Source organism: Stenotrophomonas sp. TWI819, from assembly GCF_039673075.1.
In the GTDB taxonomy this organism is placed as follows: domain Bacteria; phylum Pseudomonadota; class Gammaproteobacteria; order Xanthomonadales; family Xanthomonadaceae; genus Stenotrophomonas; species Stenotrophomonas rhizophila_B.
In genome coordinates, this window is the sequence record NZ_JBDJKY010000009.1 from 130,545 (window position 1) to 154,975 (window position 24,431).

Consider the following 24,431-nt stretch of genomic DNA (forward strand, 5'->3'; position numbering starts at 1 on the left):
CGGGCCGGTGCGGAGGATCCCGATCGCGGCTGCCCCCCCATGCTCAGTTGTCCTCGTCGAAACGCCGCTCGAACAGGGCGACCACCGCGTCCATCGCGGCGACTTCGTCTTCGCCCTCGATGCGCACGGTGACCGGGGTGCCCTGGCCGGCGGCCAGCAGCATGACGCCCATGATGCTCTTGGCATTGATCTCACGGCCTTTGGCGGCCATGGTCACGTTGCAGCGGAAAGGCGCCAGCTCCTGCACCAGCTTGGCAGTGGCGCGGGCATGCAGGCCCAGGCGGTTGGAAACAGTGAGTTCACGTTCAAGCATCGTCGACAATCGCTCCATTGCGAGTGCCTGCCGCGGCTGTGGCAGGCAGTTGATCCAGTCCCTGTTCCGGATAATTCATCACCCGCATCAACATCGGCAGGCTCAGCGCCGAAACCCGGCGAGCCGGGGTGCCCAGACGAGCCAGTTGCCCGGCCAGATTGCTGGGGCTGGCGCCGTACAGGTCGGTCAGGATCAGCACGCCCTGGCCACTGTCCACCCGGCGCAAAGCGGCCGAGGCGAGCGGGAGCAGGACGTCCATATCTGCGTCGAACGGTACTTCGAAAGCTTCGGTCTTCAGCGGCAGGTGCCGCAGCAGACGGGTCGCCACGTCCAGCAGGGCCGTGCCGACACCGGGATGAGTTACGAGGAGAATGCCACAGGTCATTCCCGAACGTTAACAGGTCAACATGAATTGGCGATAGCAGGCGTGAAAGACTGCTGTGTTCCGCGGTTCAGCGTGTCGATGCCGGCCGTCGCCGGCACTGCCGCTTTCAGTCCAGTTCGCGGTGGAAGGTGGCCACTTCCGGCCAGCCCTGATCGCGGGCATGGCGGGCCATGCGCTCGGCCATGTACACCGAGCGGTGCTTGCCGCCGGTGCAGCCGAAGGCGACGGTCACATAGCTGCGGGTGTCATTGCCCAGCCGCGGCAGCCAGGTGTCCAGGAAATCGACCAGCTGGCCAGCATAGCGCTGCACATCGGGCTGCTCGTCCAGATGCTCGCGCACCCCGGCGTCGCGACCGGACAGCGGGCGCAGCTCCGGGTCCCAATGCGGATTGGGCAGCACGCGCACGTCGAACACGAAGTCCGCTTCGGCCGGCACGCCGCGCTTGTAGGCGAACGATTCGAACAGCAGCGAAAGCTTGTTGCCGTGGGCCAGCGCGAATTCGGTCACCACCTTGCGGCGCAGCTGGTGCACGTTGAGGTGGCTGGTGTCGATCACCGCATCGGCGGCGGCGCGCAGCGGCGTGGTGAGTTCGCGCTCGCGGGCGATCGCTTCGGGCAGCGACAGCCCGAGCTGGCTCAGCGGATGGCGACGACGGGTGTCGGCGTAACGCTTGAGCAGGGTTTCATCGGTGGCATCGAAGAACAGCAGCTGTGCATCCAGGCCGGCGGCCTTGGCGTCTTCGCGCCAGTGCGAGAGCTGGGTCAGGTCACTCTGCGCACGCACGTCGATGCCGACCGCCAGCCGGCGCGGGGCCTCGCGGCCGGGATCGCCGAGCAGGCTGCGCACGAAATCCGGCAGCAGGTCGATCGGCAGGTTGTCCGAGCAGTAGTAATCGAGGTCTTCGAAGGTCTTCAGCGCGACCGTCTTGCCGGACCCGGACAGCCCGCTGACGATGATCAGGGTGGCGGCGGTCGGGGCGGAGGCGGGGGCGGGTGTGGTCATGGCGTGCGGCGTTCCAACATGTTGCTGTGGCGGGCGATGAACATCGCGGCCGGGTCGATGCCCTTGGTCCGCAGGATGTGCAGGCGCGTGGCGGCTTCGGTCAGCACGGCCAGGTTGCGGCCGGGCATCACCGGCAGGGTGATCAGCGGCACATCCAGGTCCAGCACGTGGCGGGTACCCGAGTCGCCGGTCAGGCGTTCATAGCCGTAGGGGGTGGGTTCGGTCATCGGCTTGGTCAGGTGGACGATCAGCCGAAGGTACTTGTTCTTCTTTACCGCCGTGTCACCGAACATCTCGCGCACGTTGAGCACGCCCAGGCCGCGGACTTCCAGCAGATCCTGCAGCAGCTCCGGGCAGGTGCCGTCGAGCACGTCCGGGGCGATCTGGGTGAACTCGGGGGCATCGTCTGCGACCAGGCGGTGGCCACGGCTGAGCAGCTCCAGCGCCAGCTCGCTCTTGCCCGAGCCGGCTTCACCGGTGATCAGCACGCCGATGGAATAGATCTCCATGAATACGCCATGCAGGATCACCCGCGGCGCCAGCGTGCGCGCCAGGTGGTAGGACAGGTGGTTGAGCAGTTCGTGGCCGCGCTTGGGTGAAATCCACAGCGGGGTCTGCGATTCGTCCGCGGCCGCGCGCAGGTCTTCCGGGCAGGACTGGTTGCGGGTAATCACCAGCGCCAGCGGATGGGACTGCATGATCCGCTCGATGGTCTCCCAGCGCTGGCGCGAGTCCAGCGAGTCCAGCCAGGACAGTTCCTCAGTGCCGAGGATCTGCACTTTGTTGGGGTAGATCGCGTTGAGGTAACCGGCCAGTGAAGGACGGCGAGAGACCTTGTTGCCGGCCTCCAGCTCACGGCGCTCGCCCTGCTGGCCGGCGACCCAGCGCAGGCTCAGGCGGTCACGCTGCTGTTCGAACAGTTCGCGCGCGGTGATGCTGGTATTCATGCGGCACTCGCCGGCGGGGGGAATTCGATGACCCGACGCAGCTCCTCGCCGTCGCGCGCTTCGCGCAGCGCCTGGCGGATGGCCGGCTCGGAGAACAGCTCGGCCAGCTCGGAGAGCAGCATCAGGTGTTGATGGGTGTAGTGCGCGGGCACGGCAATCGCGAAGACCAGGTCGACCGGTTCATCGCCGCCGAATTCCACCGGCGATTCCAGCCGCAGCAGGGCGCCGCGGGGGCGTTCCAGCAGGGGGGCACGGCCGTGCGGGATGGCGATGCCGTGGCCGATCGCGGTACTGCCCAGCGTCTCGCGCTGGCACAGGTTCTGGTACAGCAGCTCGGCATTGGCTTCGCGGCAGGCCAGCAGGCGGGCTGCGGCCTTCAGCACGCTGTCGCGATCGGCGGCCGGCAGCACTTGCGTGCGGACGGCCGCCAGAAGATCAGTCAGAGGCATGTCGGGGTGGAAACGAGGGCATCAGCCCTCATTGTCGCCCACCGGCAGCGGTTGCGGTGCGTGCTGCTGCTTTTTCTCTTTGTGCTTGATGACCAGGCGGTCGAGCTTGTCGGCCAGGATGTCGATTGCCGCATACATGGTGGGGCCGCTGGCGTCCGCGTGCAGAGTCTGCCCGGGAACATTCACACTCGCATCGGCATGGTGCTCCGGCTTGCGGATCGACAGTTGCACGCGAACCTCGCAGTGCTGGTCGAAATGCTTCCCCAGCCGTTCCAGCTTGGTCTCCACGTACTCGTTCAGAGCCGGGGTGATCTCAAGGTGGTCCTTGCCAAACGTCTCGATGTGCATCGGGTTTCTCCTTTGTTCGGATGTGCCAATGAACCTTCCCGCCGGGCGCGGTGGAGCGTCAGACGATTCGTACTCTTTCGTGCGAGGCGGAAATGTTCATGGCTTCACGATACTTCGCCACGGTGCGTCGCGCTACCGGTATTCCCGACGTTTTGAGCAGGTCAGCCAGCTTGGCGTCAGAAAGCGGCTTGCGCGGGTTCTCGTCATCGATCAGGCGGCGCAGCATGGCCTGGATGGCGGTACTGGAGGCTTCGCCGCCGCTGTCGGTATCGATGCCGGAGGCGAAGAAGGCGCGCAGGGGCAGGGTGCCGCGCGGGGTACGCACGTACTTGCGGGCGATCGCGCGTGAAATGGTGGATTCGTGCAGGCCCAACTCGCCGGCCACCTCGCGCAGGGTCAGCGGGCGCAGCGCCTGTTCGCCGAATTCCAGGAAGGCGGCCTGCTGGTCGAGCAGGCAGCGCATCACCCGCAGCAGGGTCTCGCCGCGGGCCTCCAGGCCCTTGAGCAGCCAGCGTGCCTCCTGCAGGTGGGCGCGCATGTAGCCGGCGTCGGCCTCCCCGCAGCGGCGGATCAGCTGCTCATAGCCGCGGTGGATGACCACCTTGGGCCCGGCATGGCCGGCCAGTGCGGCACGCCAGACGCCGTTCTGGCGCCAGACCACGCAGTCCGGCACCACGTAGCTGTCGTGGGACAGTTCGCCGATCTGGGTACCCGGGCGCGGGTCCAGCGAGCGCAGCAGCTGCACCGCGACCTCGACCTCGGCCACCGGCTCGCGCAGCTCGTGGGCGATCCCGGCCACACCGCTGCGTGGCAGGCGCTCCAGCGGGCCATCGGCGATGCGGCGGGCCAGGCCCAGGCCGGGGGTGTCGGCGGGCAGCACCAGCAGCTGCAGGTCCAGGCATTCGCCCAGCGTGCGCGCACCGACCCCGACCGGGTCGAAGCGCTGGATCTGGTGCAGCACGGTCAGGATTTCAGGCTCGTCGGCCTGGATCGCCGGGCGCAGGGTCTCGGCGATGGTCGCCAAGGGCTCGCGCAGGTAGCCGTCCTCTTCGAAGGCGTCGATCAGGGCCGCGCCGATGCTGCGGTCGCGGGCCGACAAGTGCGACAGGTGCAACTGCCAGAGCAGGTGGTCGGCCAGCGATTCGGTCTCGGCCACGCGCTCTGCAGCGCTGCCGTTGTCGTCATCGTCGAAGGAGCCGCCGCTGCTGCCGCTGGTCCAGTCGCCCTCGCCGGGTGACCAGTCATCACTGGCCGAGACCTGGTGCTCGCCATCGGCGTGGGTATCGGTGGGGGCGGGCGGAGGCGTGTCCTCGCCAGGACTGGCCTCGAGCGCCGGTTCAGCGTTCTCGGCCCAGTCCAGCAGCGGGTTGGTCTCCACCGCCTCGTTGATTTCCAGCTCCAGCTCGGCGCTGGACATCTGCAACAGCTTGATCGCCTGACGCAGCTGCGGCGTCATGACCAGGTGTTGCCCCATCGATGTCTGCAGCCGTGCTTTCATGCCTGTGCCGAACGGAAGGAAGGCGTTGCGGCGGCCGCTGGATCAGAGCTTGAAGGTGTCCCCAAGGTAGACGCGGCGGACGTCGGCGTTGGCCAGGATCTCGTCCGGCGCGCCCTGTGCCAGCACGCTGCCCTCGTTGAGGATATACGCGCGGTCGCAGATTCCCAAGGTTTCGCGGACATTGTGGTCTGTGATCAGCACCCCGATCCCGCGCTGCTTGAGGTGGGTGACGATGCGCTGGATTTCACCGACCGAGATCGGGTCGACACCGGCGAACGGCTCATCAAGCAGGATCAGGCGCGGTTTGGCGGCCAGCGCGCGGGCGATTTCACAGCGTCGGCGCTCACCACCGGACAGGCTGGCGCCGAGCTGGTCGGCCACGTGGTTGATCTGCAGTTCGTCCAGCAGGCTGGCCAGTTCCTTTTCGCGGCCGGCCTTGTCCAGATCGTCGCGCAGCTCCAGCACCAGGCGCAGGTTGTCGGCCACGGTCAGCTTGCGGAACACCGAGGGTTCCTGCGGCAGGTAGCCCACGCCCTGCTTGGCGCGGGTATACATCGGGTCGCCGGTGATGTCCTTGCCGTCCAGCACGATGCTGCCGGCGTCGGTCTCGACCAGGCCGACGATCATGTAGAAGCAGGTGGTCTTGCCGGCACCGTTGGGGCCGAGCAGGCCGACCACTTCACCGGCCTCCAGGGTCAGCCCGAAATCCTTGACGACTTCACGCTGCTTGTAGCGCTTGCGCAGGCCTTTGGCGACGAGCATTACTTCTTGCTCCCGGGGGTCGGTACGGTGGTCTTGGCGGCCGGCGCAGCCGGCGCAGCGGTCTTGTTCTTGGGCTGGATGACGGTGCGCACGCGCGTGCCGTCGCCACCGCTGTTCATCTCGCCGGTGCGGGTGTTGTAGGTCATCTTCTGGCCGGCATTGGTGCCGCGCGCGCTCTTGACCTGGTAGTTGCCGGTCATGGTCAGCACTTCGGCCTTGATGTCGTAATCGATGCGGTCGGCGCTGGCGTCCATCCAGCTGCCGTCATCGAGCTGCTGCTTGAGCTTGGCCTGCTTGCCGGTGAACACGGCGCGGACCGCTTCGCCGTCCTTCATGTAGATCTCGGCATCGGCGCTGCGCAGATCGAGCGTGCCCTGGGTCACCACCACGCCCTGGGACAGGGTGGTCTTGCCGTCACCGACAAGGGTGCCCGACTGGGTGCCGGCATCGATGGTCATCGGTTCATTGCGGTCGGTGGACTTCGCGCTGGCCGCGAACGCGGGGGCGAGAAGACTGATCGCGCAGGCGGCTGCAAATAGGATCTTCATGGAATGGGTCTGTCCTGCCAGAGTAGGGGTCGTGACCAGACGTCAGTCCGGCCGGTGAATCGCGGGGTTTCCTGCGCTGCCGGCGCCTGTCCGTGGGGACGTCGCCGCGGCGGCGGTGGCTCAGCGCTGGGGCGTGTAACGGCCCTTGGCCTGGCTCAGGAAATGGTAGGTCTTGGTTTTGGAATCCAGCTCGAAACCGACGCCGGACTGACTCATGCCGGGGCGGGTCATGGTGACCAGGGCATCGGTCTTGGCGCGGCTTTCGTTCGGGAAGACATCCAGGTGATCGGTGCGGAACGTGGTGGGCGGCACGCTGGCGATCTTCGGGCTGTCGCCGCTGACGTTGCCGATCAGCTTGAGTTGATCGCCCTTGGCGCTGACCCAGCCCGTCTCGCTGCGCAGCTCCCAGTGGTTGCCGTCCTGGTCGGGCAGCAGGAACAGGGGCGTGGTGATGTTCATCGTTTCATCGCTGCGCGTGCGCTCCAGCAGCGGGGCGCGCAGGGTGGTGGATTCCTTGCCCTGTTCGTCCAGCGCCACGATCTGGAAATCATGCAGCACGTAATCCTTGGTGGCGTCGTCGCCCGCCTCGGCCGTGCCCTTGTCGCGATCATGCAGCGCCAGCCAGCCGGTCAAGACGGCCGCCAGCAGCAGACCGATCCCCAGGGCGGTACGCAGGTTCATGGTCATGCGCCGAACCTCGCCAGTACCGCGTCCACATGGCCCTGCGCAGCCAACAGCACGTCGCACAGCTCACGCGCCGCGCCCTTGCCGCCATCGCTGCGGGTCTGCCAATGCACGCGCTCGGCGATCCATGGGTGGGCATTGGCCGGCGCAACCGCCAGGCCGACCGCGCACAGCGGACCGAGATCGGGGAGGTCGTCACCCATGAAGGCCACCTGGTCCAGGCCGATGCCGTGCTGCTCGCACAGCGCTTTGACGCTGGCCAGCTTGTCGCCAACCGCGATCTGGGTATCGATGCCCAGGTCCGCGCCACGCTTGAGCGCGGATTGGCTGTTGCGCGCGGTGATCAGCACCGGGTGGATACCGTGGTGTTGCAGCAGTTTCAGGCCGAGTCCGTCCTGCACGTAATACGCCTTGCTCTCGTTGCCGTCCTTGTCGTAGTAAAGCCGACCGTCGGTGAGCGTGCCGTCCACGTCGAAGCAGGCCAGCCGGATACGGCCGGCAGCGGCATGCAGATGGGACGGGAAACCGGGCAACGGGGAGTAGGGCATCGTCTGGGGGCAGCTCAGCTGAATGGAGGAAGGCAACTGTGGTTTAAACCACCCGGGCCCGCAACAGGTCATGAATGTTGAGCGCGCCGACCAGATGACCGTCGCCATCGACCACCATCAAGCCATTGATCTTGTGGGCTTCCATCAGCTGCGCCGCCTCGGCTGCCAGCTGATCGGCACCGATGGTGCGCGGGCCGCGGGTCATCACATCGGCGATCCGCGCGCTGCGCACGTCCAGGTCGGTATCCAGCGCGCGGCGCAGGTCGCCGTCGGTGAACAGGCCGATCAGGTGGTTGTCGGCATCCACCACGGCGGTCATGCCCAGCCGCTTGCGGCTCATCTCCACCAGGGCCTCGCTGAGGCTGGCGCCGACGTCCACGCGCGGCAGCTCATCGCCGCTGTGCATGACATCGGTGATGTGCAGCAGCAGGCGGCGGCCGAGGCTGCCGGCCGGGTGCGAGCGGGCGAAATCGTCGGCGGTGAAGCCACGGGCATCGAGCAGGGCCACGGCCAGCGCATCGCCCATCGCCAGCGAGGCGGTGGTGCTGGAGGTCGGGGCCAGCGCAAGGGGGCAGGCCTCGGCCGGCACGCTGACATCCAGATGAACGTCGGCGGCACTGGCCAGACTGGACTGCGGGCGGCCGGTCATGGCGATCAGGCGGTTGCCCTGGCGCTTGAGCACCGGCAGCAGCATCAGCAGCTCATCGGACTCGCCCGAATAGGACAGCGCCAGCACCACGTCGGCTTCGGTGATCATGCCCAGATCGCCGTGCCCGGCTTCACCGGGGTGCACGTAGAAGGCCGGGGTGCCGGTCGAGGCCAGCGTGGCGGCGATCTTGCGGGCCACATGGCCGGACTTGCCCATCCCGGTGGCGACCACGCGGCCCTTGCTCTGCAGGACCAGCTGGCAGGCCTGGCTGAACGCTTCGCCCAGCCGCTCGGCGACCGCGCCCAGCGCATCGCGCTCGATCTCGAACACGCGGCGGCCGCTGGCGACCAGTGCCGCAGCGTCGGCCGGATGGGGGAGTTGGGGCGAGACAGCCATGCGAGCGCCACGTGGAAGAGTAGAATGAGCGCTCATTTTATTAGGAAAGCCCGTTGGACGCCGAGACCATCCGCAATCTGATCGAAACCGGCCTGCCTGGCGCCCGCGCGGACGTGCAGGGTGACGACGGCGTGCACTTCGAGGCCACCGTGGTCTGCGACGCCTTTGCCGGCAAAATGCCGCTGGCGCGCCACCGCATGGTCTACGCGACCCTGGGCGATCTGATGGGCGGGGCGATCCACGCGCTGGCGCTGAAGACCGTCACCCCGGCCGAAGCGGGCTAGTCAGCCGAGTGATGGTTGGCGCTACCTCACCGATTCAATCAGCCGACCCACGGTCGGCTCTACCTCATTCCAAGTAGATCCCATGGCCAAGATCGTAGTGACCGGCGGCAAGCCGCTGCACGGTGAAGTGAACATTTCCGGCGCCAAGAACGCCGTCCTCCCCATCCTGTGCGCGACCCTGCTGGCCGATGCGCCGGTGGAGATCACCAACGTGCCGCACCTGCACGACGTGGTCACCACCGTGAAGCTGCTCGGTGAGCTGGGCGCCAAGGTCACCATCGACCAGGGCACCCTCTCGCGCGGCAGCGCGATCGTGGTCGACCCGCGCTCGGTCAATCAGCACGTGGCCCCGTATGAGCTGGTCAAGACCATGCGCGCCTCGATCCTGGTGCTCGGCCCGCTGCTGGCCCGCTTCGGTGCGGCCGAAGTGTCGCTGCCGGGCGGCTGCGCGATCGGTTCGCGTCCGGTCGACCAGCACATCAAGGGCCTGCAGGCCCTGGGGGCGGAGATCACCGTCGAGAACGGCTTCATCAAGGCCCAGGCCAACCGTCTGAAAGGGGCGCACTTCACCTTCGACATGGTCAGCGTCACCGGCACCGAGAACGTGCTGATGGCCGCGGTGCTGGCCGAAGGCACCACCGTGCTGGACAACGCGGCGATGGAACCGGAAGTCACCGATCTGGCGCACTGCCTGATCGCGCTCGGCGCGAAGATCGAAGGCCTGGGCACCGCCCGCCTGGTGATCGAAGGCGTGGAGAAACTGTCCGGTGGCCGTCACGAAGTGCTGCCTGACCGCATCGAGACCGGCACCTTCCTGGTCGCCGCGGCGATGACCGGCGGCAAGGTCACGGTCAACCGTGCCCGCCCGAACACCATGGACGCCGTGCTGGCCAAGCTGGTCGAAGCCGGTGCGAAGATCGAGACCACCGAAGACAGCATCACCCTGGACATGGAAGGCAAGCGCCCGCGCGCGGTCAACCTGACCACCGCGCCGTACCCGGCATTCCCGACCGACATGCAGGCGCAGTTCATGGCGCTCAACTGCGTGGCCGACGGTGTAGGCGTGATCAACGAAACGATCTTCGAAAACCGTTTCATGCACGTCAACGAGCTGCTGCGCCTGGGCGCGGACATCCAGGTCGAAGGCCACACCGCGATCGTGCGCGGTGCCGAGCAGCTCAGCGGCGCGCCGGTGATGGCGACCGATCTGCGCGCGTCGGCCTCGCTGATCCTGGCTGGCCTGATGGCCGAAGGTGACACCACCATCGACCGCATCTACCACCTGGATCGCGGCTACGAGAACATCGAAGAGAAGCTGTCCTCGCTGGGCGCCACCATCCGGCGTATCGCCGCATGATCCTGCGCGGCCGGTTCACCCGCCGCCGCAAGGCGCTGCTGGTGCTGGTACTGATCGTGCTGGCGTGGCTGGGCTACGCCTGGTACGCCGGCATCGCGATTACCCAGGGCATCCAGCAGGAAGACATGGACTGGAATGCGGATGGCACGGTCAGCCGTACCGAAGTGTTCCAGTCGTTCTATGCGGTCGGCGTGGACAAGACCGTCGACGGCAACCGCCATTGCAGCACGTACTACTGGCGCGACACGCGGCAGCAGATCCGGGTGGACTGCAAGACGGTGTTCGGCGACGCCAAGCCGGAATGAAAAAAACGCCCGCGAATGCGGGCGTTTTTTTGGGTCAGTTCATGCCTTTGATCGTCAGATCCAGCGCATCCTTGCCGCTCTCACGCTGCAGCAGGCGCGCCGGCACCGGGAACTCCGGCACGATCCAGGCGATGAGTTCCTTGTTGCCATCGGTCCGCGACACCTTGGTGGCGTCGTAGGACTTGCCGGCCACGGTGATCTTTTCCTTGCCGACCACCTTGTAGGACATCGGCTTGATCCGGCCTTCGTCGACCATGCGGTAGTTCAGCGGCTTGCCGGCGGCCAGATCACGCGCGATCGCCAGGTTGATCAGCAGGGCGTCCATGTCGCCGGCCTTGAGCGCGACCGGACCACGGCGATCCGGCTTGACGTCGCCGGTCCAGGTGGCCTGGTTGCTGCTCCAGTTATAGGTGGCATCCACGTTGCGCTTTTTGACCAGCAGCACCGAGCGGTCATTGCTGCTCAGCGGGCGCAGGCGGCCGTTGGCCTCCTCGAAGACGGTGTTCTGGCTGAGATCGGCCAGCTGGTTCTTGACGTTGAGGCTGTAGCGCCACTTGTTGGCACCTTCGCTGGTCAGGGTCATGGTGCCATTGGCCTGCATGCCCATATAGCTGGCCTGGTAGTCAGCCTTGAACGGCTGCAGCGCCATGGCGGGCAGGCTCACGACAGCCAGGGCGCCAGCGGCGAGCCAGGTCAGCGGACGGTTCAGTGTGGTCATGCTCAGACTCCTTGGTATTCGATCAGGCGCAGATCAATCCGATCTTCGCCATCTTCGCGTTGCAGGATGCGCACCGGCGTGGGGACACCGTTGGCGATCCAGAGGATGGTTTCGTCATTGCCGCCGTTGGTGCGATACACCCGCAGCGCGTTGTAGGACAGATCGCCAACCGGCACGTTCTCGGTGTCCGGCGCGGCCTGGTAGTCGTGCTGGCGAACGCGGCCCACGTCCACATAGCGGTAATGCATCTGCCCGCCGGGACGCGCATCGCGCATGATCGCCAGGTTGAGCAGCAGTGCGCTCTGGTCGCCGGCCTGCAGCGGGATCGGCTGGCGGCGCTCCTTTTTCAGATCGCCCAGCCACTGCGCGGTACCGGCCTGCCAGTCGTAGGTGCCGGTGACCTTCTTGCCCAGGAACAGGCCCTTGCGGACGGTGCTCTGGCTCAACGGCACGTAGGTGCCGTTGCGGTTTTCGAACACCGTGCTCTGCTCCAGGTTCAGGCCGAGCACGCTGGCGAAACCGCTGCGGCCAACCACCTGCATGTCCACGCGCCACTGGTCACCCCCGGTGTGGGTGACGCGCATGGTGGCATCGCCAGCCTGCTTGCCCTTGTAGAGGGCCTGGTAGGTGGCGGTGAACGGCTGCAGCGGCGGTGCCTCCCAGTCCATGGCGGGCAGGGCGGGCAACGGGGGCGTCGCCGCTTCCTGCGCGTGGGCAAGGGCGGCGGTGCACAGCAGGGATGCCATCAGCAGCACGGGCTTGAACAAAGGCGTTCTCATGCGGGCCGGTCGGGGGAGGAGGGGGAGAGGATGCCAGCGCCGGGATCAGCAGCGTGTGTGCGCGCCGCTTATCGGTTCAGCTGTCCGGCGCAATCTAGGCGCAGGGGGCTAAACAGAGGGTGACCGTCGAGCTGGAGCTGACCTGCCCGTTCAGTTACGCGACCACTGACCAGCAACACCAGGCTGGCGATCAGCAGCGGATGCTCCACGGCCAGCACCCGCTGGGCCAGCGCCTCGGCGGTGTCGCCGGCCTGGACCGGCACGCGGGCCTGGGCGAGCACGGTGCCTGCATCCAGCTCGGGCACCACGAAGTGCACGCTGGCGCCGTGCTCGGCGTCACCGGCCTCCAGCGCACGCGCATGGGTGTGCAGCCCCTTGTAGAGCGGCAGCAGCGAGGGATGGATGTTGACCAGGCGGCCATCGAACCGGGCCACGAAGGCGGCGCCGAGGATGCGCATGTAACCGGCGCAGACGATCCAGTCCGGCGCGAAAGCGTCCAGCGCATCGGCCATCGCCGCATCGAAGGCGGCGCGGTCCGGGAAGTCCTTGGGCGAACGTGCCCAGCGCTGATCCGGGCCCACCCTGAGCAGGGCCGAGGCCTCCGGCTTGTCCGAGAGCACGGCCACGACCTGGGCATCCAGCCGCTGTGCGGCGATCGCGTCGAGGATGGCCTGCAGATTGCTGCCCCGGCCGGAGGCGAGGACGGCGATACGGCTGCTCATGCGGTCTGGAACGCGGCTTTGACCGCCGGGCGCGACAGCACCACCAGGGTGAACACGCCCAGCGCGGTACCAAACGGCATGAAGATGCAGGCGACGCCGGCCACCACCATGCACAGCAGGTAACGCCGACGCTGCGCCAGGCAGCGCCCGGCATAGGCCATGTAACCGGCCAGCACCAGCCCGGCCGCACAGCCCAGGCCGCCGATCAGCACGAACACCCAACCGAGCAGGCGCGGATCGAACGGGGGCGGCGCCTCACCGGGCGCCAGCGGCGGTGGCGCGGCGAAGATCACCGCCACGCCCATCAACAGGTAGATCAGCGGGAACAGCGAGAACACCGCGGTCAGGCCGGCCACCACATAGTGGAAGACCGACAGCACTTGCAGCTGCGAGGTATCCACCGCCGCGGCCGGTACGACCGGCGCCGCGGCGGTGGGCAGCGACGGCGGCTGGGCAGGGAACTCCGGGCCGGGCTCCGTCACCTGGCTCAACCGATCTTGACGCGTTCGGCGCCGTCGGCGCGGGTGACTTCACCGATGGTCCAGTGCTCCAGGCCCTGCGCAGTTACTGCGGCGCTGACCGGGGCGACCTGGTCGGCGGCCACGATCAGCACGAAGCCGATGCCGCAGTTGAAGGTCCGCCACATCTCGCTGTCGGCCACGGCGCCTTCCTTCTGCAGCCACTGGAACACCGGCGGCAGGGTCCAGGCGTCGGCCTTGATGTCCAGGCCCAGGCCGTCGGGCACCACGCGGATGATGTTCTCGGTCAGGCCGCCACCGGTGATGTGGGCCATGCCGTGGATCGCCGCACCGTGGGTCTTGAGCAGCGCCAGGATCGGCTTGACGTACAGGCGGGTCGGCGCCATCAGCGCATCGACCAGCTTGACCCCGCCGTCCAGCTCCAGATCGGCCGGCTGCCCGGCGCGGTCGTAGATGCGGCGCACCAGCGAGTAGCCGTTGGAGTGCGGGCCGGAAGAGGCGATGCCGATCAGCACATCGCCGGCCGCCACACTGGCGCCGTCCTTCAGTTCGCTCTTCTCCACGCCGGCGACGGTGAAGCCGGCCAGGTCGTACTCGCCCGGGGCATACATGTCCGGCATTTCAGCGGTTTCACCGCCGATCAGCGCGCAACCGGCCTCGGTGCAGCCGTTGGCGATGCCGCCCACGACCGCCGCAGCGGTGTCGATATCCAGCTTGCCGGTGGCGAAATAATCGAGGAAGAACAGCGGCTCGGCGCCCTGGACCAGCACGTCGTTCACGCACATCGCCACCAGATCGATGCCGATCGTGTCATGGCGGCCCAGCTGTTGTGCGAGCTTCAGCTTGGTGCCCACGCCGTCCGTACCCGAGACCAGGACCGGCTCGCGGTACTTGTTGGAGAGGTCGAACAGGGCGCCGAAGCCACCCAGCCCGCCCATGACTTCCGGGCGGAAACTGCGCTTCACCAGCGGCTTGATGCGCTCGACCAGCTCATTGCCCGCGTCGATATCGACACCGGCGTCGCGGTAGGTCAGGGGAGAGGGGTTGGACGGGGAATTGGTCACGGGCGTCGGCGCTGCGCTGGGGTGAAAGCGCGATTTTAACAGGCCACGTTGGCGCGCAGGCCCTATTCGGGCAACAATTCCCCCCGGATACGCTCAATGGAAGTCCTGATGCGCCGCAGCCTCTTTTTCATGATGTTCCTCGCGTTGTGCCTGCCGGTGGCCTCGATGGCCCAGAGCGGCCTGCGCACCGAAGGCGATGTGGCCAGTGCCAGTGGCGCTTACGAGGCCGAGGTCCCGGTCAACAGCCAGGCCGATTCGGACCGCAACGGCGCCCTGTCCCGGGCGCTGGGCAATGTGCTGGCCAAGCTCTCGGGCGACCGCAGCGTGATGAGCCGCCCCGGGGTGATGCAGGCCCTGCGCAATGCCAAGGATTACGTGGCCAGCTATGACTACCGCCAGGACCAGAGCACTTCGGCCGGTGGCGCGCCGAGCTACCGCACGATTCTGGTCGCCCGGTTCCGCGAGGATGACGTCGACAGCCTGATCTCGGCCCTCGGCCTGCCGCTGTGGCCGCAGCCGCGACCCAAGCCGGTGATCTGGCTGGCCATCGATGATGGCTCCGGCCCGCGCCTGGTGACCGTCCAGCAGGCCAATGCGGCCCGCCCGCTGCTCAACCGCGCCATCGAGCGCGGCTACAAGCTGGGCCTGCCCACCGGCAGCGCGGCCGAACAGGCCCTGGTCGGCGCGATCTGGCGCCAGGACACCGCCGCGGTGGCCCGCGCCTCCTCGCGCTATGCCCCGCCGATGCAGCTGGTCGGCAAGCTGTACCGCCAGGGCAGCGGCTGGGTGGCCGACTGGGTGTTCGTCGATGGCGGCAAGGAATTGAACAAATGGACCACCAAGGACAGTGACGCCCGCCGCGCCATGGCCGGCGGTGCCGACGGCGCGGCCGATGCGCTGGTCCGCCGCTATGCCAAGGCCGGGGCCGCCACCGGTGCGGCCGGCACGTACACCATCGTGGTGCTGGGCCTGAACAGTGCCGAGGATTACATGCGCCTGGCCGCCGGCCTGCGTGAGACCGCCGTGGTCCGCAACGTCACCCCGGTGCGCGCCTCGGGCGATCGCCTGGAGCTGTCGCTGGAGATGACCACCGGCCTGGCCGGGTTGAACCGCATGCTGGGCGACAACGGCGTGATCGCGCCGACCGCGCCGCTGCCGGTGCCGATCGATGAAACCACCCCCTCGGCCCTGCCGCCGCCTGCCAGCAACGAGTACCGCCTGCGATGATTCTCACCCCCGAAGCGGAAATCGCGCAGTTCCTCAGGCGGTTGAAATATGTGCTGGTCGCGCTCGCCGCCGGCTGGGTGATCTGGCTGCTCGGCCCGATCCTGACCCCGTTCGTGCTGGCCCTGGCGCTTGCCTGGCTGGGTGATCCGCTGGTCGACCGGATCGAAGCTACCGGCCGCTCGCGCAACACCGGCGTGGTGCTGGTGTTCGTGGCGATGATCCTGTTGATCACCGCCGCGCTGCTGATCCTGGTGCCGATGATCGAGCGTCAGGTCGCCACCCTGGTGGCGGCGATCCCGCAGGCACAGCAGTGGCTGATGGAAAAAGGCATCCCGTGGTTCGAGCAGAAGACCGGGCTGGAGATCATGCAGTGGATGGATCCGGACCGCTTGATTGAATGGGTGCGCAGCCACTGGCAGCAGGCCGGCGGCTTCGCCAAGACCTTCTTCGGCTACGTGCAGCGCTCGGGCTTCACGATGGTGACCTGGGTGGTCAACATCCTGCTGCTGCCGATCCTGGCGTTCTACTTCCTGCGCGACTGGGACAAGCTGGTCGAGCGCGTGGCCTCGATGATTCCGCGCAACCACGTCGGCACCATCACCAAGCTGGCGCGTGAATCGGACGAAGTGCTCGGTGCGTTCATCCGCGGCCAGTTCCTGGTGATGATCGCGCTGGGCGTGGTGTACGCCGCCGGCCTGTCGCTGGTCGGCCTGAAGCTGGGCTTGTTGATCGGCCTGGTGGCCGGCCTGATCAGCTTCATTCCGTACCTCGGCGCGACCACCGGCATCGTCATGGCGGTCGCGGCGGCACTGGTGCAGGCGCAGGGCTTTGATCTGAAGCTGCTGATCCTGGTCGGCGTCGTGTTCACCGTGGGCCAGCTGCTGGAAAGCTATGTGCTGACCCCGCGCATCGTCGGCGACAAGATCGGCCTGCACCCGGTGGCGGTGATCTTCGCGGTGATGGCCGGTGGCCAGCTGTTCGGCTTCCTCGGCATGCTGCTGGCCCTGCCGGTGGCGGCGGTCAGCAACGTGCTGCTGCGTTATGCACATCAGCGCTATCGCCAGAGCGATCTGTACGCCGGTGAGAAATCGGCGATCGTGCTCGATGCCTATGTGGACACGCCCGGGATCGTGGTCGTGGGCAACCCGAAGGGGCCGGACGCGCAGTGAGTGTCGTTCCGCAGTTGCCGCTTGCCCTGCGCTACCCGCAGGACGAGCGGTTGGAGACGTTCATCGGTGCGCCGGATGGCGCGCTGGCGCAGCTGCGCGCCATTGCCGTGGGCGCTGCGCACGACTGGGTGTATCTGGAGGGTGCGCCGGGCACCGGCAAGACCCATCAGGCGCTGGCGATGTGCTCGCTGGCCGAACAGGCGGGCCGCCAGCCGACCTACCTGCCGCTGAAGGCGGTGGTCGGGCGCACGCGCGCCGCGCTGGAATCGCTGGAAGGCCGCGACCTGGTCGCGCTGGATGGGCTGGATGCCGTGGCCGGGCAGCGCGAAGACGAAGTGGCGCTGTTCGATTTCCACAACCGTGCGCGCGCAGCGGGCATCACCCTGCTGTACACCGCGCAGCACGCACCGGATCAACTGGGGCTGGTGTTGCCGGACCTGCGCTCACGCCTGCAGCAGTGCGTGCGCGTGGTGCTGCAGCCGCTGGATGACGAAGGCCGCGCGGCGGTGCTGCGCGAGCGCGCGGCACGCCGTGGGCTGGCGATCGATGAAGCGGCGATCGAATGGTTACTGACCCGTACCGGCCGCGAGCTGGGCAGCCTGGTCAGTTTGTTGGACTGGCTGGATCGCGAATCACTGGCGGCACAGCGCCGTATCACCGTGCCGTTCCTGCGCCAGGTGTTGGAAGACGGCCCGCACCTGTTGTAACCGTCCGGAAACGGCCTGTAGATCCACGCCATGCGTGGATGCATCGGGTGCCGGCTCATAGTTGCCTCAGCCACGCATGGCGTGGCGCTACCCTTGCAGCGTCAGGCGTTCAGTTCCGCGTCCAGCTGCGCCAGCCGTTCCGGCGTGCCCACATCGGTCCATCGGCCGCGATGGTGCTGGCCGGTCACGCGGCCCTGCGCCATCGCATGCCGTAGCAGCGGGGCGAGACCGAACTGTGGCGGTGTCGCGCTGGCACCGGCGGTGTCGCCGATCACCGCGCGCCAATCGTTGATGATCGCCGGGCGGTACACACCCACACCGGCATAGGTGAGCCGCGCGCTGTCCCCGTCATCGCTGACCCGACCATCGGCATGCAGTATGAAGTCGCCGCGCGGGTGCTGGGCCGGATTGTCGACCAGCACCAGGTGCGCATCGCCCGTGGGTCTGCGTGGCAACGTGGCGAGATCGACATCCGTCCACACATCGCCGTTGATCACCAGAAACGGTGCTTCGCCCAGGATCGGCAGCGCGTTGAGAATGCCGCCGCCGGTTTCCAGCGGTACGTCGCCTTCATGGATGAAGTGCAGGCGCAGCCCCCAGCGCGCACCGTCGCCGAGTGCGGGCGCGAACTGATCGCCGAGCCAGGCGGTGTTGATCACCACCTCATCGATGCCGGCCGCAGCCAAGCGTTCCAGATGCCACACGATCAGCGGTTTGCCCCCGGCCACGAGCAATGGCTTGGGCGTGTGCAGGGTCAGCGGGCGCATGCGCTCGCCTTTGCCGGCCGAGAAAATCATCGCCTTCATGGGCGGGCCAGGACCGGTTCGGCGATACGGGCCAGGGCCGGTTTGATGCGCAGCTCGAACAGGTCGTGCAGCGCGGTCAGCTCGGGATGGCGCGGCAGCACTTCATCCAGATAGCGGATGAAGCGCGGCGCATCCTCGAAGTAGTGTCCCTTGCCGTCGCGGTCGCGCAGGCGCACGAACAGGCCGAGGATTTTCAGATGGCGCTGCACGCCCATCCAGTCCGCGTCGCGCAGGAACTGCGGCCACGGCCGCACCGGCAGACCGGCGGCCAGGGCGAGCGCGTGATAGCGCGCCAACCACGCGTCCACACGTTCGATCGGCCAGCTCAGGAACGCATCCTTGAACAGGCTGACCGGGTCGTAGGCGATCGGTCCGCGCACCAGATCCTGGAAATCCAGCACCGCCGGGCCACCCTCGATGGGCATCAGGTTGCGCGGCATGAAATCGCGGTGGGTCAGCACCTGCGGCTGCTGCAGCGCGTTGTCCATCAGCAGACGGTGCATGCGCTGCAGATTCTCGATCTCGCCGCAGTCCAGTTCCAGGCCGAGGTGACGTTGCAGGAACCATTCGTCGAACAGCCCGGCGTCACGCAGCAGCAGTGCCTCGCCGAAGCTGCCCATGCCCTCGGGCACCGGGATGGACTGCAGTCGGATCAACTGCGCGAACGCAGCGTCGAACCAGGCATCAGCATTGTCGTTGTCGATATGACGGGCCAGGGTCGGGCCGCCCAGGTCTTCCAGCAGCAGGAAGCCGTTGTCTTCATCGCGCGCCAGCACCTGCGGCACGCGCACGCCGTTGGGCTCGAGCAGGTCATGCATGCGCAGCCACGGCCGCACATCCTCCAGCCCGGGCGGGGAGTCCATCACGATGTGGCTGCCGCGCGCGCTGGTGGCGCGCCAGTAGCTGCGGAAACCGGCATCGACCGAGGCACGGTCGAGCGCGGTGGCCGGATCGCCGAGGGCGGCGCAGGTCCACTGCCGGCGATGTTCGGCGCGCAGCGGATCGGAAGCAGGATCGTTCATGGACGGGTACGTCGAAGCGGCGCCGGACGGCGCGCGGGAAAGAAAAGAGCGGCGATGCTCAGCGCTTGCTGCTGAACAGCCGGAGCACGGCCAGGACTGCGACCGCACCGAGGATCGCGCCGATGAACCCCGCGGGCTCGCCGCGGGCATACCACCCCATGTACTGGCCGAACCAGCCGGCCAGCAGGGCACCGACGATGCCGAGCACGATGGTCAGCAGGCAACCCATGCGGTTGTTGCCGGGCATGAAGAAGCGCCCGAGCAGACCGACGACGAAGCCGACCAGGATGATGTAGAGCCAGCTGGTGCTGCCAAACAGTCCGTTCATGCCAAAGACGTCAGTAGAGGGTGGACGCAGCCTAGCAAGGCCAGGCTGCGTCCGCCAACGTCAGCAGCAGCCGTGGCCGCCGTGACGGGTGCCGCTGTCGGCGGCGACCGGCGAACCGCTGGTCTCGCCGCGCAGGCTGGCGGCGTAGTGCTCGCTGATCACCTTGGACACGCACGCGGTCACGCGCTTGCCCATCGGGATGTGCAGGAACTCGTTCGGGCCGTGTGCATTGGAGTGCGGGCCGAGCACGCCGGTGATCATGAACTGCGCGCCCGGGAATTTCTCGCCCAGCATGCCCATGAACGGGATCGAGCCGCCTTCGCCCATGTACATCGCCGGCTTGCCGAAGAAGGTCTGGCTGGCGTCGTCGATCGCCTGGGTCAACCACGGCGCCATCGCCGGGGCGTTCCAGCCGCTGGAGGCTTTTTCCAGGTCCAGCTTCACTTCCGCACCGTTCGGCGGATCGCGCAGCAGGGCTTCCTTCAGCAGCTCGCCGCAGGCTTTGCCGTCAGCGGTCGGGGGCAGGCGCAGCGACAGCTTCACCGCGGTATGCGGGCGCAGCACGTTGCCGGCCGAGGCCAGCGGCGGCAGGCCGTCCACACCGGTGACCGACAGCGCCGGGCGCCAGGTGCGGTTGAGCACCAGTTCGGCCAGGTCGTCGTTCATCGGGCGCAGGCCCTCGACCATCGGGAATTTCTCGAAGATCGCGGTGTCCACCACTTCAGCGGCACGCTTGGCCTGCTCCTGGCGCTCGGCCGGGATCTCGACATTCATGCCGTCGATCAGGATGCGGCCGGTGTTCTCGTCCTCGATGCGCGAGATCAGCTGGCGCAGCAGGCGGAAGCTGGACGGGATCACGCCGGAGGCATCGCCGGAGTGCACGCCTTCGTTGAGTACCTTGACCGAGAAGTTGCCGCCGGTCAGGCCGCGCAGCGAGGTGGTGCACCACAGCTGGTCGTAGTTGGCGCAGCCCGAATCCAGGCACACCACCAGCGAGGGCTTGCCGATGCGGTCGGCCAGGTGGTCGACATAGGCGGGCAGGTCGTAGCTGCCGGATTCTTCGCAGGCTTCGATCAGGATCACGCAGCGCGCGTGCGGCAGGCCCTGTTCCTGCAGCGCCAGCACGGCGGCCAGCGAACCGAACATCGCATAGCCGTCATCGGCGCCGCCGCGGCCGTACAGCTTGTCGCCGCGCAGCACCGGAATCCACGGGCCCAGATCGTCGTCCCAACCGGTCATTTCCGGCTGCTTGTCCAGGTGGCCGTAGAGCAGGATGGTGTCGTCGCCGGTCTCGGCGCCGGACGCCGGAATTTCCAGCAGCAGCAGCGGGGTGCGGCCTTCCAGGCGCACGACCTCGACGGTCAGGCCGGGCAGGTTCTGGGCGCGGGCCCAGGTTTCCATCAGGGTGACGGCCTGTTCCATATAGCCGTTGGCGACCCAATCGGCGTCGAACATCGGCGATTTGTTGGGGATACGGATGTAATCGACCAATTGCGGGACGATCTCGTTGTCCCACTTTTCACTGACGAATTGGCCGAGCTTGGCGCTGTCCATCTGAACTCCGGAGTGCTTTTGACAAGTCCCGCCATTCTACGCCTGCGCTGGGGTAGGTATTTCCCTACACCACGTCGGGTATTAGGCCTGCTGTGTGAAGGTGCTGTGGACGATAGGCTGTGTGTATGTGGCGAGGGACGCTGGAACCTTCGACAGGATTGCCGGCAGGGGCCGGTTCCGAGCCACAAGGAGTTGCACAGTGGGACCTTGGTTTTCGTGCAGGGCGCTGGTGCTGGGACTGCTGTTGAGCGGAATGGCCTTCGCGGCCGATCGGATCAACATCAATACGGCGGATGCGTCGACGCTGCAGCAGGGATTGGCGAACGTGGGGCCCATGAAGGCCGAGGCGATCGTCGCGTACCGGCGACAACACGGCCCTTTCGTACACGTCGAGGATCTGGCGCGGGTGAAGGGGATAGGGACAGCTACCGTCGAACGGAATCGACAACGGATGACGACCGGGGCCAGGCAGGCGCCGGCCGAGGCACCGCCCAGGAGGGCAGCGCCGGCCTCCGTACCAAGGCGCTGAAAAACAGGACAGGTCGGGACAGGCAGGACGCCGGTCACTGGTCGCCACGGCAGGATGCCGCGGCGGCACCGACAGCTGCACGGACGCAGCACGCAGGGAGGCGGCGCGGAAGGATTGGCGCGGACCCACCAGGACGGTGGCATCCAGACCCCGGGAAGGGTTGAGATGGCGGAAGCATATACGGCCGAGTGCAGGACGCATGGCCGGCACCCAGACTGGGCAGGATGCACAGGGGGAAGGCGGGATGCCGACAAGGATGTATCGATTGCCCGGTTCGCACAGGATGTGTGGCCGGGCAATGCTTTTTGGGGCGGCTGAAACGGATCGCGGGGTTTCGCGATCGCGTGCCGGCAGTTCGTGTAGCGTGACCGCATCTCTTTGAATGGATGCACGACATGGCAGTACGCAGCACGCTGTTGAGTCTGGCGCTCGGGACGCTGCTGGCGACCGGGATGCTTCCCGCCACGGCCGCCAACGCGGCGCCGACGGCAGGCACGACCACGCAGGCCCCGCGCGGCCCGACCGATCTCAAGCCCGGTGAATTCCTCTGGCATCCGGAGATCTCCCCGGCCGGCCCGATCGTGCTGGTGGTCAGCCTCGATGAGCAGCGCGCCTACGTGTACCGCAACGGCATCGCGATCGGCATGAGCACGATCAGCTCGGGCAAGACCGGGCATGAAACCCCGACCGGTGTGTTCACGATCCTGCAGAAGGACAAGGACCACAAATCCAACCTCTACAACAGCGCGCCGATGCCCTACATGCAGCGCCTGACCTGGGACGGCATCGCGCTGCACGGCGGCAGCCTGCCCGGGCATCCGGCCTCGCACGGCTGCGTGCGGTTGCCGCAGGCGTTCGCGCAGAAACTGTTCGGCGAAACCCATCGCGGCGACACCGTGGTGGTGGCCGATGCCAAGAGCGCGCCGATGACGCTGGCCTATCCGGCCGTGCTGGCGCCGGTCAGCAGCACCGGCACGCCGCTGGTGGAGAGCACCGACGCGCCCGCGCACTACTGGAATGATGCGGCTGCACCGGCCGGCCAGGTTGGCATCCTGGTCAGCCTGCACGATCAGCGCCTGTACGTGCTGCGCGATGGCGTGTTGATCGGCGAATCGAGGCTGGAAGCAAAGGCCTTGCCGGCCTTCGAGGGCACCACGCTGTTTGTGATGGGCCAGGGCTACCAGGACAACCCCAGCCCGCTGGACCCGCACCGCCCGCTGCACCGCTGGACCGCCTATCCATTGCTGGGCCAGACCGCCGCCAATGCCACCCCGGATCTGCTCGCCACGCCGAGCCTGCCGATGGCGCTGCCGCCGGAATTCGCCGAACAGCTGTACGGCGTGCTGGTGCCCGGCACCACGTTGCTGGTGACCAGCCTGCCCGCGGTTCGCCCGGTGGCCGATGAACAGAACCTGCAGCCCGTCTTGGAATCCGACGCCGGCGGGTCCACGTTGTAAGGGATGCCCCCGGTTGGTGTGCTGCCCATGCCTGTTGTGAAGTTGCTGCCCGCCGCGTTCTGCGGCCTGATCGCGTCCGCCACGGCGGGTGCGGCCAGCCCTGCGCCGGCCGCGGAGGCGAATCCGGTGCAGATGGCCGAGATGCTCTCCAAGGCCGCACCGGCTGCGGACAAACACGTGTTGCAGCTGGCGGCCCGCGCGATGCGCTGTGCGTTGCGCCGGCCGGAGCTCGGCGTCGACCCGGGCAAGTTGAGCGTGATCGATTACTCGCGGCCGTCGACCGAACCGCGTATGTGGATTTTCGATCTGACCCGCCAGCGGCTGCTGTTTGAAGAGTGGGTCGCGCACGGGCGCAACAGTGGCGACAACCGCACCCAGCATTTTTCCAACAAGGACGGCAGCTTCATGTCCAGCCTGGGCGCGTTCACCGCCAAGGAAACCTACATGGGCGGCAACGGCTATTCGTTGCGCCTGGACGGGCTGGAGCCGGGCTTCAACGACCATGCCCGCGACCGTGCGATCGTCATCCACGGCGCGCCCTACGTGAACCCCGCGATCGCGCGCCTGCAGGGCCGGCTGGGCCGCAGCCTGGGGTGCCCGGCGGTGCGGCTGTCCGTGGCGCGGCCCCTGATCGACAGTCTGCGCGGCGGCACGATGGTGTTCGCGTATTACCCCGACAAGGACTGGCTGGCGCGTTCGCGCCTGCTGGAACCCGACTGCGGCGGCGTGTCCTGAGGCAGCTCTGCTGCGTCGGCTCAGGCACACTAGCGCCATGTCGACCGATACCGTCCTGAGCGCGGCCAGCCGCGTCATTCCCTCTTTCGAATACCGCCGCGAACGCTGGCGCAACGGCCTGGGCTGGACCCGCGAGATCCTGCGCGTGCCCGACAACGAGGACTGGCAGGTGCGCCTGTCGATCGCCGAGATCGAGCAGGACGCCGCCTTCTCGGCGTTTCCGGGGATCGACCGCGAGCTGGTGCTGCTGCGCGGCGAAGGCCTGCGCCTGCGCTTCGCTGATGGCGCGGTGCATACGCTGATGCCGCCGCACGACCGCCTGCGGTTTGCGGGCGAAGCGCAGGTGACCGGCGAGTTGATCGATGGGGTGACCCACGATTTCAATCTGATGTGGCGGCGCGATGCCGTGCAGGCCGAGCTGCTGCACCGGCCGCTGGTGGGCAGCATGTTCTTCTTCACCGACCCCGAGGCGGCGTGGGCGATTCATCTGCTTGCCGGCCAGGCCGAGTTTGAAGGCGAGCCGTTGCTGGCACCGTTGGCCGCCGGTGATACCGCCTGGTTGGCCGCGGGTGAGCGCCGCCGGTTTGCATTGCACGGTGGCGGCGAGTTGCTGGCGATCCGTGTGAGTGCGGGTGGCAGCAGTACCTGAGGCGCTGCAG

General features: G+C 67.4%; 31 protein-coding genes. 10 read left to right on the top strand and 21 right to left on the bottom strand.

Annotation, left to right across the window (positions count from 1 at the left end; translation table 11 throughout):
• Window positions 1-43 precede the first annotated feature (43 nt).
• From ABE463_RS13635 to ABE463_RS13690, 12 genes are all read right to left on the bottom strand, one after another.
• A complete protein-coding gene (locus ABE463_RS13635; RefSeq protein ID WP_121043139.1) occupies window positions 44-313 on the bottom strand; it encodes an HPr family phosphocarrier protein in 270 nt (89 codons plus the stop codon).
• The gene (locus ABE463_RS13640; protein WP_019185401.1) at window positions 306-698 is read right to left on the bottom strand and encodes a PTS sugar transporter subunit IIA; all 393 of its coding nucleotides are present in this window, start codon (window positions 696-698) and stop codon (window positions 306-308) included. The genes ABE463_RS13635 and ABE463_RS13640 overlap by 8 nt, the downstream gene beginning before the upstream one ends.
• A gap of 106 nt (window positions 699-804) precedes the next feature.
• The gene (rapZ, locus tag ABE463_RS13645) at window positions 805-1,701 is read right to left on the bottom strand and encodes an RNase adapter RapZ (RefSeq protein ID WP_346468537.1); all 897 of its coding nucleotides are present in this window, start codon (window positions 1,699-1,701) and stop codon (window positions 805-807) included.
• Window positions 1,698-2,648, bottom strand: coding sequence for an HPr(Ser) kinase/phosphatase (gene hprK / locus ABE463_RS13650; RefSeq protein WP_019185403.1), 951 nt, complete (start codon window positions 2,646-2,648; stop codon window positions 1,698-1,700). The genes rapZ and hprK overlap by 4 nt, the downstream gene beginning before the upstream one ends.
• The gene (locus ABE463_RS13655; protein WP_259261255.1) at window positions 2,645-3,097 is read right to left on the bottom strand and encodes a PTS sugar transporter subunit IIA; all 453 of its coding nucleotides are present in this window, start codon (window positions 3,095-3,097) and stop codon (window positions 2,645-2,647) included. The genes hprK and ABE463_RS13655 overlap by 4 nt, the downstream gene beginning before the upstream one ends.
• 21 nt (window positions 3,098-3,118) lie before the next feature.
• Window positions 3,119-3,445 carry a ribosome-associated translation inhibitor RaiA gene (gene raiA, locus ABE463_RS13660; RefSeq protein WP_259261257.1) on the bottom strand — a complete coding sequence of 109 codons (327 nt, stop codon included), beginning with the start codon at window positions 3,443-3,445 and terminating at the stop codon, window positions 3,119-3,121.
• Window positions 3,446-3,503: 58 nt separating this feature from the next.
• Window positions 3,504-4,943: an RNA polymerase factor sigma-54 gene (locus tag ABE463_RS13665; RefSeq protein ID WP_259261259.1), complete on the bottom strand. Its 1,440-nt coding sequence runs from the start codon at window positions 4,941-4,943 to the stop codon at window positions 3,504-3,506.
• Window positions 4,944-4,985: 42 nt separating this feature from the next.
• Window positions 4,986-5,705 (bottom strand): LPS export ABC transporter ATP-binding protein, encoded by a 720-nt coding sequence (gene lptB / locus ABE463_RS13670; RefSeq protein WP_259261260.1) that lies wholly within the window; start codon window positions 5,703-5,705, stop codon window positions 4,986-4,988.
• Window positions 5,705-6,253: a lipopolysaccharide transport periplasmic protein LptA gene (gene lptA, locus ABE463_RS13675; RefSeq protein ID WP_123728561.1), complete on the bottom strand. Its 549-nt coding sequence runs from the start codon at window positions 6,251-6,253 to the stop codon at window positions 5,705-5,707. The genes lptB and lptA overlap by 1 nt, the downstream gene beginning before the upstream one ends.
• A 120-nt stretch (window positions 6,254-6,373) precedes the next feature.
• Window positions 6,374-6,934, bottom strand: coding sequence for an LPS export ABC transporter periplasmic protein LptC (gene lptC, locus ABE463_RS13680; RefSeq protein ID WP_259261410.1), 561 nt, complete (start codon window positions 6,932-6,934; stop codon window positions 6,374-6,376).
• Between the two features lie 2 nt (window positions 6,935-6,936).
• A complete protein-coding gene (locus ABE463_RS13685) occupies window positions 6,937-7,485 on the bottom strand; it encodes an HAD hydrolase family protein (RefSeq protein ID WP_123728563.1) in 549 nt (182 codons plus the stop codon).
• 43 nt (window positions 7,486-7,528) lie between these two features.
• Window positions 7,529-8,530 (bottom strand): KpsF/GutQ family sugar-phosphate isomerase, encoded by a 1,002-nt coding sequence (locus ABE463_RS13690; RefSeq protein ID WP_259261264.1) that lies wholly within the window; start codon window positions 8,528-8,530, stop codon window positions 7,529-7,531.
• Window positions 8,531-8,583: 53 nt separating this feature from the next.
• Between ABE463_RS13690 and ABE463_RS13695 the strand changes: the two genes are divergently transcribed.
• The 3 genes from ABE463_RS13695 to ABE463_RS13705 all read left to right on the top strand — a co-directional run bounded on the left by ABE463_RS13695 (window position 8,584) and on the right by ABE463_RS13705 (window position 10,476).
• Window positions 8,584-8,814, top strand: a complete 231-nt coding sequence (locus tag ABE463_RS13695) for a BolA family protein (RefSeq protein ID WP_088432818.1) — start codon at window positions 8,584-8,586, stop codon at window positions 8,812-8,814.
• 82 nt (window positions 8,815-8,896) lie between these two features.
• Window positions 8,897-10,171, top strand: coding sequence for a UDP-N-acetylglucosamine 1-carboxyvinyltransferase (gene murA, locus ABE463_RS13700; RefSeq protein ID WP_123728565.1), 1,275 nt, complete (start codon window positions 8,897-8,899; stop codon window positions 10,169-10,171).
• A complete protein-coding gene (locus ABE463_RS13705) occupies window positions 10,168-10,476 on the top strand; it encodes an EF-hand domain-containing protein (RefSeq protein ID WP_152153538.1) in 309 nt (102 codons plus the stop codon). Before murA ends, ABE463_RS13705 begins: the two co-directional genes overlap by 4 nt.
• A gap of 34 nt (window positions 10,477-10,510) precedes the next feature.
• Here the strand turns inward: ABE463_RS13705 and ABE463_RS13710 are convergent, their stop codons facing one another.
• The 5 genes from ABE463_RS13710 to purM all read right to left on the bottom strand — a co-directional run bounded on the left by ABE463_RS13710 (window position 10,511) and on the right by purM (window position 14,208).
• Window positions 10,511-11,194: a DUF3108 domain-containing protein gene (locus ABE463_RS13710; RefSeq protein ID WP_259261265.1), complete on the bottom strand. Its 684-nt coding sequence runs from the start codon at window positions 11,192-11,194 to the stop codon at window positions 10,511-10,513.
• Between the two features lie 2 nt (window positions 11,195-11,196).
• Complete coding sequence (locus tag ABE463_RS13715; protein ID WP_259261411.1) at window positions 11,197-11,940, bottom strand: DUF3108 domain-containing protein; 744 nt, start codon at window positions 11,938-11,940, stop codon at window positions 11,197-11,199.
• A 101-nt stretch (window positions 11,941-12,041) separates the two neighbouring features.
• Window positions 12,042-12,695, bottom strand: coding sequence for a phosphoribosylglycinamide formyltransferase (purN, locus tag ABE463_RS13720; RefSeq protein ID WP_346468538.1), 654 nt, complete (start codon window positions 12,693-12,695; stop codon window positions 12,042-12,044).
• The gene (locus ABE463_RS13725) at window positions 12,692-13,135 is read right to left on the bottom strand and encodes a hypothetical protein (RefSeq protein WP_346468570.1); all 444 of its coding nucleotides are present in this window, start codon (window positions 13,133-13,135) and stop codon (window positions 12,692-12,694) included. The genes purN and ABE463_RS13725 overlap by 4 nt, the downstream gene beginning before the upstream one ends.
• A 47-nt stretch (window positions 13,136-13,182) precedes the next feature.
• The gene (gene purM / locus ABE463_RS13730) at window positions 13,183-14,208 is read right to left on the bottom strand and encodes a phosphoribosylformylglycinamidine cyclo-ligase (protein ID WP_346468571.1); all 1,026 of its coding nucleotides are present in this window, start codon (window positions 14,206-14,208) and stop codon (window positions 13,183-13,185) included.
• Window positions 14,209-14,346: 138 nt separating this feature from the next.
• Here purM and ABE463_RS13735 point away from each other — a divergent pair, with 138 nt between their 5' ends.
• The 3 genes from ABE463_RS13735 to hda are packed head-to-tail and all read left to right on the top strand — an operon-like array spanning window position 14,347 to window position 17,341.
• Complete coding sequence (locus tag ABE463_RS13735; protein WP_259261267.1) at window positions 14,347-15,465, top strand: DUF2066 domain-containing protein; 1,119 nt, start codon at window positions 14,347-14,349, stop codon at window positions 15,463-15,465.
• Window positions 15,462-16,634 carry an AI-2E family transporter gene (locus ABE463_RS13740; protein ID WP_346468539.1) on the top strand — a complete coding sequence of 391 codons (1,173 nt, stop codon included), beginning with the start codon at window positions 15,462-15,464 and terminating at the stop codon, window positions 16,632-16,634. The genes ABE463_RS13735 and ABE463_RS13740 overlap by 4 nt, the downstream gene beginning before the upstream one ends.
• Window positions 16,631-17,341, top strand: coding sequence for a DnaA regulatory inactivator Hda (gene hda, locus ABE463_RS13745; protein WP_019185422.1), 711 nt, complete (start codon window positions 16,631-16,633; stop codon window positions 17,339-17,341). The genes ABE463_RS13740 and hda overlap by 4 nt, the downstream gene beginning before the upstream one ends.
• A gap of 101 nt (window positions 17,342-17,442) precedes the next feature.
• Here hda and murU read toward each other — a convergent pair whose 3' ends face one another.
• From murU to ABE463_RS13765, 4 genes are read right to left on the bottom strand one after another with little or no spacing between them, the layout of a single operon-like run.
• Window positions 17,443-18,147 carry an N-acetylmuramate alpha-1-phosphate uridylyltransferase MurU gene (gene murU / locus ABE463_RS13750; protein WP_346468540.1) on the bottom strand — a complete coding sequence of 235 codons (705 nt, stop codon included), beginning with the start codon at window positions 18,145-18,147 and terminating at the stop codon, window positions 17,443-17,445.
• A complete protein-coding gene (locus tag ABE463_RS13755) occupies window positions 18,144-19,169 on the bottom strand; it encodes a phosphotransferase (RefSeq protein WP_346468541.1) in 1,026 nt (341 codons plus the stop codon). Before ABE463_RS13755 ends, murU begins: the two co-directional genes overlap by 4 nt.
• Before the next feature lie 58 nt (window positions 19,170-19,227).
• The gene (locus tag ABE463_RS13760; protein ID WP_019185648.1) at window positions 19,228-19,497 is read right to left on the bottom strand and encodes a GlsB/YeaQ/YmgE family stress response membrane protein; all 270 of its coding nucleotides are present in this window, start codon (window positions 19,495-19,497) and stop codon (window positions 19,228-19,230) included.
• A gap of 60 nt (window positions 19,498-19,557) precedes the next feature.
• Complete coding sequence (locus tag ABE463_RS13765) at window positions 19,558-21,051, bottom strand: M20 family metallopeptidase (protein WP_346468542.1); 1,494 nt, start codon at window positions 21,049-21,051, stop codon at window positions 19,558-19,560.
• Between the two features lie 253 nt (window positions 21,052-21,304).
• Here ABE463_RS13765 and ABE463_RS13770 point away from each other — a divergent pair, with 253 nt between their 5' ends.
• The 4 genes from ABE463_RS13770 (at window position 21,305) to ABE463_RS13785 (ending at window position 24,421) form a co-directional block, all read left to right on the top strand.
• Window positions 21,305-21,580: a ComEA family DNA-binding protein gene (locus ABE463_RS13770; protein WP_123728576.1), complete on the top strand. Its 276-nt coding sequence runs from the start codon at window positions 21,305-21,307 to the stop codon at window positions 21,578-21,580.
• A gap of 395 nt (window positions 21,581-21,975) precedes the next feature.
• Entirely contained in the window at window positions 21,976-23,037 is a 1,062-nt protein-coding gene (locus ABE463_RS13775) for a L,D-transpeptidase (RefSeq protein ID WP_259261272.1), read from the top strand.
• A 27-nt stretch (window positions 23,038-23,064) separates the two neighbouring features.
• A complete protein-coding gene (locus tag ABE463_RS13780) occupies window positions 23,065-23,772 on the top strand; it encodes a murein L,D-transpeptidase catalytic domain family protein (protein ID WP_346468543.1) in 708 nt (235 codons plus the stop codon).
• A 37-nt stretch (window positions 23,773-23,809) separates the two neighbouring features.
• A complete protein-coding gene (locus tag ABE463_RS13785; protein WP_346468544.1) occupies window positions 23,810-24,421 on the top strand; it encodes a HutD family protein in 612 nt (203 codons plus the stop codon).
• Window positions 24,422-24,431: the final 10 nt, after the last annotated feature.